Genomic DNA, 12,562 nt, shown 5'->3' on the forward strand with positions numbered 1-12,562 from the left:
AGCCCCGATTCCTGGATCAGCGTGCCCGCCGCCCCCGTCACCAGCCCCTCGGCATGGAGCCGCGCTTCTTCCTCGATCGTCGCCTGCACGCCGCCGAAGGGGGCGAATTCGGTCGGGGGCACGAGCGCGAGGATTTCCACGCCGCCGCCAGTCTTCACCGCGCGGCGTGCGGCGAAGCGCAGGGCGATGCCGCTTTCGGGCGTCTCGTCGACAACCACCAGATAGATGCGCATGCGGGCTCTCCCTTCCATGGAGATTTTCACCGCATCGTGAGGCCAAGCGTGGTTGCGCGCAAGTGACGGTCTTGACCGCTGGCACCTTGAGGGCGAGAGACACGCTACGGATTCGGACAAATAAGGACGTGTTGATGCCGGTCGAGATCAAGATGCCAGCGCTTTCCCCGACGATGGAGGAAGGCACGCTGGCGAAATGGCTGGTGAAAGAGGGCGACACCGTCAAGTCCGGCGACTTGATGGCCGAGATCGAGACCGACAAGGCGACGATGGAATTCGAAGCGGTCGACGAAGGCGTGATCGGCAAGATTCTCGTCGCCGAGGGCACCGACAATGTGAAGGTCGGCACCGTGATCGCGACGCTGACGATCGAGGGGGAAGAGGCTTCTTCTTCTGCGGTTGAGGCGGCCCCTTCTTCTCCCTCTCCCCTCCGGGGAGAGGGAGAAGGATGCCGCTCCCTCCGGCGAACGCATCAAGGCCAGCCCGCTCGCGCGGCGGATTGCGGCGGAGAAGAACATCGATCTCGCCACGCTGACCGGCTCCGGCCCGAACGGGCGGATCGTCAAGGCCGATCTGGATGCATCGCCAGTTACGCAGGCCGCTGTTACTGGGCCCCGGCCTACGCAGGGGAAGGAGCAAGGTTTGGTGCCCACGCCCGCGGCGAAGCCCGCCGCAATCCCCGATATTCCGCACGAGGCGACCAAGCTCAGCAACGTGCGCAAGACGATCGCGCGGCGCCTGACCGAATCGAAGCAGACCGTCCCGCATATCTATCTGACGGTCGATATCCGGCTCGATGCGCTGCTCAAGCTGCGCGGCGATCTCAATGCGGGCCTCGCGGCGCGGGGCGTGAAGCTGTCGGTCAACGATCTGATCATCAAGGCGCTCGCGGTCAGCCTGATTCAGGTGCCTAAGTGCAACGTCATGTTCACGCCCGATCAGCTGATCAGCTTCAGCCGCGCCGACATATCGGTCGCGGTCTCGACGCCGAGCGGCCTGATCACGCCGATCATCGTCGGGGCCGATGCCAAGGGCGTCGCCGCGATCTCGACCGAGATGAAGGATCTCGCCGCCCGCGCGCGTGACGGGAAGCTCAAGCCGGAAGAATATCAGGGCGGCACCGCGAGCCTCAGCAACATGGGCATGTACGGGATCAAGCAGTTCGATGCCGTCATCAACCCGCCACAGGGCATGATCCTCGCGATCGGCGCGGGCGAGAAGCGGCCCTATATCATCGACGACGCGCTCGGCGTGGCGACGGTGATGTCGGCGACGGGCAGCTTCGATCACCGCGCGATCGACGGGGCGGACGGCGCCGAACTGATGCAAGTGTTCAAGGCGCTGGTCGAATCGCCGCTGGCGATGCTGGCCTGACATGCCCCCCACTGTCATGATCTGGCGGCGCACCCTTGTCGAAGTGTTGCATCTGGTGATCGGGATCGCCGGGGCCGCCGTGCTGGCTTATGGCGCGACGTGGTCGTTGCCACATGCCAGCGCCACGATCTGGGCCGTCACCTACGGCGTCATGGCGGTGGTGGTGGCGATGAGTCTGCGGCCCATCGTCGCGGCGGCAAAAGCCGACCGTCGTTCGACCGATGGGTGATCCGCCCGAAGCCATGCCCGCGATTCGCGCGACGGCGATGGCGTGCGATGCCAATCCGTACGGCAAGATTTTCGTCGGCTGGCTGATGGGACAAATGGCGCTCGCTGCCGGATCGGTCGCGTCGCAGCATTGCGGCGGGCGCGCGCCGGTGGTGGCGGCGGATGGCTTCAGCTTCACGGCACCGGTCAGCATTGGCGACGAAGTGTCCTTCTATGCCGAGATCGTCGGCACCGGGCGCAGCTCGATGACGGTCGCGGTGGCGGTGTGGCGGCGCGACCGGCACGGCGCTGGGACGCAGCTCGCCGCAAATGGCCGCTTTACGTTGGTTTCGATGGGCGCGGACGACCGGCCGCGGCCTCTGCAAGAGATGGTATAGAAGGAACTCCCTGTGGCCGACACTTTCGACCTCGTCATCCTCGGTTCGGGCCCCGGCGGCTATGTCGCCGCGATCCGCGCAGCGCAACTCGGGCTTAAGACCGCGATCATTGAGCGTGAGCGCTTGGGCGGCATTTGCCTCAACTGGGGCTGCATCCCAACCAAGGCGCTGCTGCGCACGTCGGAAATCTATCATTACATGCAACACGCCGCCGATTATGGTCTCAGCGCCGACAATGTCGGCTTCGACCTGACCAAAGTGGTCGAGCGCAGCCGCAAGGTCGCGGGACAGCTCAACATGGGCGTCAAGGGCCTGATGAAGAAGAATAAGGTGACGGTGTTCGAGGGCACCGGGACGATCACCGCCGCGGGCAAGGTGACGGTCAAGCAAGGCGACAAGACGACCGAGCTCGAAGCCAAGAACATCATCATCGCCACCGGCGCGCGCGCACGCGACTTGCCCTTTGCGAAGGCCGATGGCGCGCGGATCTGGACCTATCGCCACGCGATGGTGCCGACCGAAATGCCGACCAAGCTGCTGGTCATCGGATCGGGCGCGATCGGGGTAGAGTTTGCGAGCTTCTACAATGACATGGGCGCGAATGTTACGATTGTGGAGATGCTGCCGCGCATCTTGCCGGTGGAGGATGAAGAGGTCAGCGCGTTCATGGACAAGGCGCTGACCAAGCAAGGGATCAAACTGCTGACGGGTACCGGGCTCGAGGGCCTGACCACGTCCGCCACGGGCGTTACCGCCAAGATCAAGGGCAAGGACGGCAAGGTCACCGCCGAAGACTTCAGCCACGTCATCGTCGCGATCGGGATCGCGCCCAATACCGAGAATATCGGCCTCGAAGCGCTGGGGATCGAGACCGATCGCGGCCATATCAAGGTCGATGGCTATGCCGGTACCAATGTCGAGGGCATCTACGCAATCGGCGACGTGACCGGGGCGCCATGGCTGGCGCATAAAGCGAGCCATGAGGGCGTGGTGTGCGTCGAGGCGATCGCAGGTCTCAAGCCGCATCCGTTCGAGAAGTGGAATATCCCCGGCTGCACCTATTCGCGTCCGCAAGTCGCCAGCGTCGGCATGACCGAAGCGCAGGCCAAGGACGCCGGGCATGAGCTGAAGGTCGGCAAATTCCCCTTCATCGGCAATGGCAAGGCGATCGCGCTGGGCGAGGCCGAGGGTTTTGTGAAGACGGTGTTTGACGCGAAGACCGGCGAATTGCTTGGCGCGCACATGGTCGGTGCCGAAGTGACCGAGCTGATCCAGGGCTATGTCACCGCGCGCCAGCTCGAGACGACCGAGGCCGAGCTGATGGAAACCGTCTTCGCGCACCCGACCCTGAGCGAAATGATGCACGAAAGCGTGCTCGGCGCGTACGGGCGGGCGATCCACATCTGATGCGGGCTCGCACGCCCGTAGCGGGACGTCTGCGACCGATATGACGACCCAGCCACCCCGCATCTGGACCGTTGCCGGGGTGACGCTGGTGTTGCTGGTGGGATCGCTGGCGCTGTTCTGGCCGGGCATCGCGATGTACGATAGCGTCCGCCAGTTCGCCCAGGGGCTGGCCGGGGCCTATGAAGACTGGCATCCGCCCGTAATGGCGCGGATGTGGAGCGGGCTCCACGCCGCCGTCGGCGGCACAAGCGAGCCGATGTTCGGGCTGCAAATGGCGCTGTATTGGGCCGGGTTCGGCCTGATCGCCGCGTCGCTCGCGCGGTTGAGGCGCGCGCGCGCGGCAGCGGTCGTGCTCGCCATCGGCGCGCTGCCCTTGTTCCTCGGCTGGCAGGCGGTGGTGCTCAAGGACACGCAAATGCTGGGCGCGGTGCTCGCGGCCTGTGGCGCGATGGCGTGGTGGCGGCTCCGGGGTGCGCGCGTGCCGGTCTGGGCGGTGGTCGCGGTGGCCGCGTTGCTGGCTTATGCCACGCTGGTACGCGCGAACGCGGTGTTCGCGACCGTGCCGCTGGCGGTGATGCTGTTCGGTTCGGGGCGCTGGTGGACGCGGCTGGCGCTCGGCCTGGCGGGGGTGGTGGCGGTGTTGATGGTGGCACCGCTGCTCAATCACGGGCCGCTGGGCGCGGCATCGAGCGGGGTCGAGCGGACCGAAGCGCTCTATGATCTTGCCGGCATAGCGGTTCGTGTGCCCGATGCGCCGGTTGGCTTTACCTCACTCGAGGCGCGGGCGTTGCGGGCCGGGCATTGCGTCAAACCGTATTTCTGGGATCCCCTGGGCGAGGAAACACGCTGCGCGCCGATCGTGGCGCGCCTGCAAAGCCGGCCCGCGGGGGAGCTCTACCGCCTGCTGATCGCAGCGATCGTTCGAAACCCGTTGGCCTATGCGGCGCATCGGCTGGCGCATTTTAATTCGACCGAACGCTGGCTGGTGCCGGCTGGCTGGCCAGGGGCTGCTCCACCGGCGCGGAGCGAGCCTAACAGCGTTGGCCTTGGCAATCCTGGCGCGGCGGCGCGCGGGTGGCAGGTGGCGGCAAAGTGGATGGCGGAAACGCCGCTCGGGTGGCCCTGTGCGTGGCTGACGGTCGCGATCGTGGGGCTGGCGGCGGCGGTGCCGCGTGCAAGCGCCCCGCCGCGCGACCTCGCGCTGGTGCTCTTGGTTTCAGCGATCACGCTGGAGCTGAGCTTTGGCGTGCTGAGCATCGCCTCGGACTTGCGCTATCATTTGTGGCCGATGGTCGCGACGGCGCTGGCGACGGTGCTGTTGTGGGGGGAATGGCGGCGGAGCAAGCGCGCTGTGCGGATTGGCGGGCTGGCCCTTGCCATGGTCCTGATCGCCGGAACCGTGGCGCGGCTGACGCTGCCGACTCCGCCGACCAGCTAACGCGCTTTGCTGCGGTAGCAAACGCCGCGGTTGAGGACTGTGCCCGGCCAAGCACGCGAACCCGCTGGATCGCAATGCCTGGGCCGGGGGAGCCGATCAGGCGGCGGTCGGTGTCGTCATAAATTGCACCACGTCGTCGTCGCGGTGCGCGGTGACGGGTGGTGTGCGGTCGAAGGTCCGCGTGCCAGAGTCGGCCGCGATATGCTTCAAACGTCCGTCAATCGAGGCCCCGGTTTCGATCGCGATCGATTCATATTCGACATCGCCGGTGATTCGCGCGGCGCGCTCGATTGTCAGCTGCCGGACCGAGACCGATCCTTCGATCGATCCGCCGAGCCGGGCACTCTCCGCGCGGACCGCGCCTTTGATATAGCTGTCATTGCCCTGGACGAAATTGCCGCACGCAATGTCGCCCTCGACACGGCCGTCAATGTGGAGATCGGCGGTGGCCGCAACATTGCCGGTGATGACCATGTCCGCCCCAATCACTGAAAACATACCGCGCTTGCCCCCCGACGCTTGTGCCATCGTTGGCGGCGCAGACGGCAGGCCCGAACCGCCCCCATCGCGACCGCCGCGTGAACCATTGTTGAACATCGACATTGTGACAGCTCCCCGCATGCCCGATTCGCAGCATCCGTTAGCATATCGCGCGCTTGCGCCGCAGCGAAGTTCGTCAGGCCGTGCGTGCCATAAGGGGATTGTCGTTTGCGGCGGGTTTCAGCACCGCGCGCGCCTGCAGCAGCGTCGCGATCACCAGCAAGGCAGCGGCGAGCGGCGCGGCCTCCGGAGCCGCGAACAGCGCGATCGCACTACCGCCCAGCGCCAATCCTGCGACGCGCCAGCGCGCCGGGTCGCGGCGGGTGGCCATCGCCAGCGTAAGCGCGAGCACGTCGGCGACGGCAAGGACCGCAATGTCGGTCGCCGGCAGCACCGCCGTCATGACAAGCGCGCACAGCAAGGCGGCGTCCGGCACTGTGTGCCGGTACAGTTTGCGCGCCGAAAACCACGCGGCATAGGCCGCGCCGGCCCCCACGGTCGCAGCGAGCGCGAGGCCCGTCAGCGGCAAGGCACCGATCCCCGGCAATGCCTGCGCCAGCACCCAAAGGTTCGGCGCCCCGCGCGACAGCGGTACATCGAGCGGGAAGGGGAGTGCAGCCGCATCGCCAAGGACCGCGCGGGCCAGCAGGATGGCCGCTGCAACCAGCGCGGCGCACGCTAGCAGCATCGGGGACGTCCGTCGCTGGATCGCCAAAGCAAGGACAAAGGGGGCGAGCAGCAGCGCTTGCGGATCGCAGCCCAGAGCGACGCCGTACCAGATCAGCAGCGCGCGGGTGTCGTCCTCGGCCGCCGCCAGCACCGCCATCAGGCACGCGATCGGCCACACCCACGCGCCGCCGAGCACAAGGCCGACCGGCAGCAGCAGCAGCGGCAGCGCCACGTGCCGGGCAGCGGGGCTGGTGGGGAAACCAAAGGTCATGCCGCTTCCCTGCACTGCTGCTGGTTGCGGCGGCGTTAAGGTTGCTTGCGCCGCGGCGCTGTGGTCAGATATCGGTCGGCGGAAACAGGAGGTGAGGATGGCGACATCGGCGATCGAGCGGCCGGGGACTCCTGCGCACATTCCCGCGCCCAAGGGCCTGCCGGTGGTGGGCCATCTCCACCAGATCGCGCGCGCCGGCCTGATCGGGCATTTGCTCAACGTTGCGCGTGATTTTCCGCAAGGCATCTTCAAACTGAAATTCGGCAGCCGTGTCGCGGTGTTCGTGACCGATCCCGATCTGGTTGCTGAATTGTGCGACGAGACACGCTTCCGCAAGATGCCGGGGCCGGGCCTGCGCGTGGTACGCAAATTCGCCGGCGACGGGCTGTTCACCGCGTTCAGCGAGGAGCCGAATTGGGGCAAGGCGCACCGCATCCTGCTCCCCGCTTTCAGCCAGCGCGCGATGAAGGGCTATTTCGAGATGATGCTCGAAGTGGCGGACCAATTGGTCGCGAAATGGTCGCGGCTATCGGGCACCGACGTGCTCGTCGCCGACGATATGACGCGCTTCACGCTCGATTCGATCGCGGTGGCGGGGTTCGGGCACCGCTTCGACAGTTTCGAGCGTGAGGAATTGGACAGCTTCCTTGAGGCGCTCGGCCGCGCGCTCGGTGAGTCGCTCAACATGATCACGCGGATGCCGCTGCAGCAGCGCTTCGCCAAGAAATCGGCGCGGCAGTTCGAGGCCGACATTGCCGAGATGAACACGCTGGTCGACGGCATCATCGCCGAACGCCGCGCGAATCCCAATGACGGCAAGGATTTGCTCAACCTGATGCTCTCGGCGGTCGATCCCGAGACGGGGGAGGGGCTCGACGATCTCAACATCCGCTATCAGGTGCTGACCTTCCTGATCGCCGGGCATGAGACGACCAGCGGCCTGTTGACCTTCGCGCAGCATTTGCTGCTGCGGCATCCGCACGTGCTGGCGCAGGCTTATGGCGAGGTCGATCGCGTGCTGCCTGGCGACAAGCGCCCCGATTATGCCGATATCGCGCAACTCGATGTGATCGAACGCATCCTGAAAGAGGCGCAGCGGCTGTGGCCGACCGCGCCGATCTTCAGCCTTGCGCCGTATGAGGATACGCTGGTCGGCGGGACGTGGACGCTGCGGAAAGACCGTCCGGTCAACGTCTTCTCACCCGGCCTCCACCGCAACCCGCAGGTGTGGCCGAGCCCGGACGAATTCGACATCGACCGTTGGCTGCCCGATGCCGAGGCGGCGCGCCACCCGCATGCCTACAAACCGTTCGGCAATGGTATGCGCGCGTGCATCGGGCGGCAATTCGCGATGGTCGAGGCGAAGATGGCGCTGGCGATGATCCTGCAGACCTTCGCGATCAGCGATCCGCACGGCTATCGCCTCCGCATCAAGGAAACGCTGTCGATCAAGCCCGACGATTTCACGATGCGTATCCGGCTGCGCGGCGACCATGAGCGGGTGCGCTTCGGCACGGCTGCCGCAACGCCCGAGGATGTGCCGGTCGCGGCGGTCTCCGGCACTGGCCAGCGTTTCACCGTGCTCTACGGCTCCTCGCTCGGCACCGCGCGCGACATTGCCGAGGAAATCGCCGAGCGCGCCAATCTCGACGGGTTCGAGACTGCGGTGCGGTCGATGGATGAGGCGCTCACCGGGGGCTATATGCCCGAGGACAAGGTGCTGCTGTTCGTCACCGCCACCTACAATGGCCGCGCGCCCGACAGCGCGCTGGCGGTCGAACGCGCGCTTGATGCCGACGTGTTCAAGGATTTCGACTGGACCGGCGCGCGCTTTGCCGTGCTCGGTATCGGCAATTCGCAATGGCCCAATTACCAGCATTTTCCAAAACGGATCGACGAGGCGTTGGCCGGGACCGGGGCGATCCGCCTGCTCCCACGCGCCGAAGCAGACGGGTTAGGCGATTTTGACGGGGCGGTGGCGCAATTCGTGCGCGATTTGTGGAAGGCACTGGGCAGCGTGGCCGAGCCGAGCGTCGCGAAATCCACCTTGTCGCTGCAAGTGGTCGATACCGCCGAGATCCGCGCGCAGGCGCTGCCCGAACATGCGCAGCAGCTCGAAATCGTCGCCAATGACGAGATGGTGCAGCCCGCCGAGGGCCTGTGGGATTTCGCGATCGAGCCGCCGCGCCCCTCGACGCGCTTCATCCGCATTCGCTTGCCTGCGGGCCAGCGCTATCACACCGGCGACCATATCGCGATCTATGCGCGTAACCGGCCCGAGCTGGTGACGCGGGCGATCGAGCGGCTGGGCGTGGCAGGCGCGACGCAGGTGCGGCTCGACGGGCAGGGCGGGCGTTTCCATCACCTCCCGCTCGGTCAGACCGTGACGGTGCGGCAGTTGCTGACCGACTTCGTTGAGCTGTCCGATACACTCCCCAAACGCGCGCTGGCGGTAGTCGCGGGACAGACGCGCTGTCCGGACACCAAGGCGAAGCTGGCCGCGCTGGAGTTGGATTACGATGCCGCGGTCGCCGGCAAGCGGCTGTCCTTGCTCGATCTGCTCGAACAGCATCCCGCCGCCGAACTGTCGCTCGATAGTCTGGTCGAACTCTCCCCCGCGATCGCACCGCGCTTCTATTCGATCGCGTCGAGCCCGCTCGATAATCCCCACGTCGCCGACCTCATCGTCGGCACGATGGCAGCCCCCGCTTGGTCGGGCCTCGGCGAGCATCGCGGTTTTGCGAGCGGTTATATGCAGCATGTCGCGCCGGGCGATCAGGTGTTCGGCTATATCCGCCGCCCCAACCCGCCCTTCGCGCCGCCCGCCGATCCCTCCGTGCCGATGATCCTGATCGGCCCCGGCACCGGCTTCGCGCCGCTACGCGGCTTCCTCGCCGAACGCGCCGCGCAAGCCGCTGCGGGGGAGGCGGTGGCTAAGAGCCAGCTCTTCTTCGGCTGCCGCCACCCCGACCACGACTGGTTCTGTCGCGACGAGGTAGAGCGCTGGGCGGCGGCGGGGATCGTCGATCCGTATCTCGCTTTCTCCGCCGTGCCGTGCCACCCGTGGAAATCCGTCCAGGACGCGCTTTGGGCCGAACAGGAGCGCGTCTGGGCGGCGATCGAGGCGGGCGCCCACATCTTCCTGTGCGGCGACGGCAAGTTCATGGCGCCAGCGGTCCGCGACACGCTGATCCGCATCCAGATGCAGCAAGTGGGCGACGAACATGCGCAAGGCTCGGACTGGCTCAACGCGATGATCGAGGACGGGCGCTTCCATCAGGACGTGTTCGGGTTCGGGAAGTAGGGCTTGGCGGATAGTGCCAATGCCGCCGAGGTCATTTGCAAGCGATTCTTCCGTCACCCCGGCCTTGTGCCGGGGTCCACCGCGGAGCAAGTGCGCCCAAAGCCGTTGGAGCGCTGTCGGCGAGACTGGAGAAGCGATCTCACCGAGTATGAGCATCCGGCGTGGAATGATCTTGCGGTCGACGCGGCTTAGCGCCCCGACGGCGTGATTGCGGCCCGGTGGACCCCGGCACAAGGCCGGGGTGACGGTGATGTGCAAGGATTGCCTTGCTCGCGTCGCCGGTCCACCATCGCCCCAGAGGCGCACGAAGACGCCCAGCAGTGGAGAGCCACAAATGCTACAACTCAGCGGGCAGGACGCGTCGTTCGTCTATCTTGAGACACCGCATACCCCGATGCATATCGGCTCGGTCGGGATCTATGATCCGTCCACCGCCCCCGGCGGGTTCGTCCGCTTCAAGGATATCCTGAGCTTCATCCAGAGCCGCCTCGGCGGCGCGCGGAGTTTCCGGCAGCGGCTGGTGCGCGTGCCGTTCGACCTCGATCATCCCTATTGGATCGAGGATCCCGAGTTCGACATCGAATTCCACGTCCGCCACATCGCGCTCCCCAAGCCGGGCGACTGGCGGCAGCTCTGCATTCAGGTCGCGCGGCTCCATGCGCGGCCGATGGACCTCAGCAAGCCTTTGTGGGAATTCACCATCCTCGAAGGGCTCGACAAGGTCGAAGGCTTGCCGCCGGGCTGTTTCGCGCTGATCGCCAAGGTGCATCACGCCGCGATCGACGGCATGTCGGGCGTCGAAATGTCGGCGGCTTTGCACGATATCGACGCGAACATGACGCCACCGACCGCGCGCGACGATTGGAAGCCCGAACATATGCCGGGCGTCGCCGATCTGCTGACGCGCAGCTATTTCAACTCGCTGCTGCAACCGATGCGCGTGGTCGAGACGATCGGCCGCTCGCTCCCCGGCATGGCGAAGCTCACCGCCAGCGTGACCAAGGGCGATGTCAGCTTGGCCGGCACCAAGCTCGCGCCGAATACGCGCTTCAACGCCAAGGTCTCGGCGCACCGCGTGTTCGATGCCGCCGCCTTCAAACTCGCCGACATCCGCGCGATCAAGGATGCCGTGCCGGGCGCGACGGTCAACGACGTGATCCTCGCGATCGTCGGCGGCGGCTTGCGCTTCTATCTCGACGCGAAGGGCGAGCTGCCCAAGGATACGCTGACCGCAATGGCGCCGATTTCGGTGCGCGGGGAGGGGGAGAAGGCCGCGCTCGGCAACCTCGTTTCGGCGATGGTGGTGGGCTTGGGGACGCAGATCGAGGACCCGCTCGAGCGCTTGCGCTTCGTCCACGGCGAGGCGGCCAATTCCAAGGCGATGACCGGTGCGGTCGGCGCGCGCACGCTGACCGATTACAGCCAGTTGATCCCGTCCGGCCTCGCCGGGCTCGCCGCGCGGCTCTACACCCGCGTCGGCGCGGCGAACGCACACGCGCCGGTGTTCAATTGCGTCGTCACCAACGTGCCGGGCAGCCGCATCCCGCTCTATTTCGGCGGCGCCAAAATGGTGGCGATGTACGGCACCGGGCCGGTGTTCGACATCATGGGGCTGATCAACACGATCTATTCCTACACCGACACGATCGCGATCAGCTTCACCAGCGACCGCGCGATGATGCCCGATCCCGAGGCCTATGCCGCGGCGCTGACCGCGGCGTTCACCGCGTTGAAGCAAGCCGCCGCCGCCCCAAAACCGGCGGCCGCCAAGCCGCCCAAATCCCCCCCGCCTGCGCCCAAAAAGGCCAAGGCAGCCAAGCAGAAGGAACTGACCGCATGACCGACAAAATCCGCGATACGTTCGAGAAAATGGCCGAGCCCGTCAAGAAAGCCGGCGAAGCACTCCGCGATGCCGGCAGCAAGATGAGCGAGTCGAGTTCGACCGTCGGGCTCAAGATGCTCGATCAGGCCGAGGCCAATACGCGCGAAGCGTTCCAGGCGATGCGCGCCGCCGCCGGTGCCAAGGATCTGTCCGAAGTGATGAAGATCCAGGGCGATTTCATCCGCGAACAAGGCACGCGCAGCATGGGCCAGGCGCGCGAGATTGGCGAGCTGATCATGCAATTCGGCCGCGACGCGGTGAGCTCGGTGCGCGGCGAGAAATAGCGGAGGATGCGCGGACCGGCCCTCGTGCCGATCCGCGCCGCATGCTACGCTTCGACGATGAACGCACCCACCCCGCCCGACCCGACGCCGCCCGCGAACGAGATGATCGCCGACAGTTCGTTCAAGCCGACGGTCAGCGGGACCGAACACGTCGTCGCCGCAGCGGCCTTCCATCTGGTCGAGCGCGTCCTGCTGATCCTCGTCGCCTTGATGACGATCGGCGGCGCGCTGACCGAGATTGTCGGGATTTACCAGACGCGCTCGATCACGCTCGCCGACATTTTGCAGATGTTCCTCTATACCGAGGTGATCGGCATGGTCAGCGTGTTCTACACCGGCAAGGGCGCGACCTTCATCTACCCGATCTTCATCGCGATGACCGCGCTTGCCCGCCTGATCGTGCTGCAAAGCAAAGAAATGGCGCCGGAAAATATCGTGTTCGAAGCGAGCGCGATCCTGCTGCTGGCGGTGGCGGCGGTGGTGATCACGCGGATCAGCCGGCCGGGGGCGGTGGGGGATAAGGCGGTTTGAGTGGGGCTGGGTGTGGGGCGAGGC

Annotated in this window: 11 protein-coding genes and 1 pseudogene; 9 read left to right on the plus strand and 3 right to left on the minus strand. The window is 66.2% G+C overall.

Translation table 11 applies throughout. The annotated features are described in order from the left end of the window. On the minus strand, positions 1–233 hold a 233-nt coding region (locus tag ABWP09_RS10485), incomplete at its 3' end, for a universal stress protein (RefSeq protein WP_353205090.1). Between the two features lie 134 nt (positions 234–367). On the opposite strand from ABWP09_RS10485, the pseudogene ABWP09_RS10490 reads away from it, so the two are divergent. From ABWP09_RS10490 to ABWP09_RS10510, 5 genes and pseudogenes are all read left to right on the plus strand, one after another. Further along, positions 368–1,607: pseudogene (locus tag ABWP09_RS10490) on the plus strand (2-oxo acid dehydrogenase subunit E2). A gap of 1 nt (position 1,608) precedes the next feature. Continuing rightward, positions 1,609–1,836: a hypothetical protein gene (locus tag ABWP09_RS10495; protein WP_353205091.1), complete on the plus strand. Its 228-nt coding sequence runs from the start codon at positions 1,609–1,611 to the stop codon at positions 1,834–1,836. Further along, positions 1,829–2,212 (plus strand): acyl-CoA thioesterase, encoded by a 384-nt coding sequence (locus ABWP09_RS10500; protein WP_353205092.1) that lies wholly within the window; start codon positions 1,829–1,831, stop codon positions 2,210–2,212. Before ABWP09_RS10495 ends, ABWP09_RS10500 begins: the two co-directional genes overlap by 8 nt. 12 nt (positions 2,213–2,224) lie before the next feature. Beyond that, positions 2,225–3,619, plus strand: coding sequence for a dihydrolipoyl dehydrogenase (gene lpdA / locus ABWP09_RS10505; protein WP_353205093.1), 1,395 nt, complete (start codon positions 2,225–2,227; stop codon positions 3,617–3,619). A 40-nt stretch (positions 3,620–3,659) separates the two neighbouring features. Then, complete coding sequence (locus tag ABWP09_RS10510; RefSeq protein ID WP_353205094.1) at positions 3,660–5,057, plus strand: hypothetical protein; 1,398 nt, start codon at positions 3,660–3,662, stop codon at positions 5,055–5,057. Between the two features lie 96 nt (positions 5,058–5,153). On the opposite strand, the gene ABWP09_RS10515 is transcribed toward ABWP09_RS10510, so the two are convergent. After that, positions 5,154–5,555: a bactofilin family protein gene (locus tag ABWP09_RS10515; RefSeq protein ID WP_353205095.1), complete on the minus strand. Its 402-nt coding sequence runs from the start codon at positions 5,553–5,555 to the stop codon at positions 5,154–5,156. 178 nt (positions 5,556–5,733) lie between these two features. Next, positions 5,734–6,537 carry a hypothetical protein gene (locus ABWP09_RS10520; protein ID WP_353205096.1) on the minus strand — a complete coding sequence of 268 codons (804 nt, stop codon included), beginning with the start codon at positions 6,535–6,537 and terminating at the stop codon, positions 5,734–5,736. A gap of 97 nt (positions 6,538–6,634) precedes the next feature. Here ABWP09_RS10520 and ABWP09_RS10525 point away from each other — a divergent pair, with 97 nt between their 5' ends. From ABWP09_RS10525 to ABWP09_RS10540, 4 genes are all read left to right on the plus strand, one after another. Next, complete coding sequence (locus ABWP09_RS10525) at positions 6,635–9,841, plus strand: bifunctional cytochrome P450/NADPH--P450 reductase (RefSeq protein WP_353205097.1); 3,207 nt, start codon at positions 6,635–6,637, stop codon at positions 9,839–9,841. A 334-nt stretch (positions 9,842–10,175) separates the two neighbouring features. After that, positions 10,176–11,681, plus strand: a complete 1,506-nt coding sequence (locus ABWP09_RS10530; protein ID WP_353205098.1) for a WS/DGAT/MGAT family O-acyltransferase — start codon at positions 10,176–10,178, stop codon at positions 11,679–11,681. After that, a complete protein-coding gene (locus tag ABWP09_RS10535; protein WP_353205099.1) occupies positions 11,678–12,007 on the plus strand; it encodes a phasin family protein in 330 nt (109 codons plus the stop codon). The genes ABWP09_RS10530 and ABWP09_RS10535 overlap by 4 nt, the downstream gene beginning before the upstream one ends. A gap of 57 nt (positions 12,008–12,064) precedes the next feature. Next, on the plus strand, positions 12,065–12,538 hold the full coding sequence (locus ABWP09_RS10540; RefSeq protein WP_353205100.1) for a phosphate-starvation-inducible protein PsiE: 474 nt from the start codon (positions 12,065–12,067) through the stop codon (positions 12,536–12,538). Positions 12,539–12,562: the final 24 nt, after the last annotated feature.

The organism is Sphingomonas sp., assembly GCF_040398505.1.
GTDB lineage: Bacteria > Pseudomonadota > Alphaproteobacteria > Sphingomonadales > Sphingomonadaceae > Sphingomonas.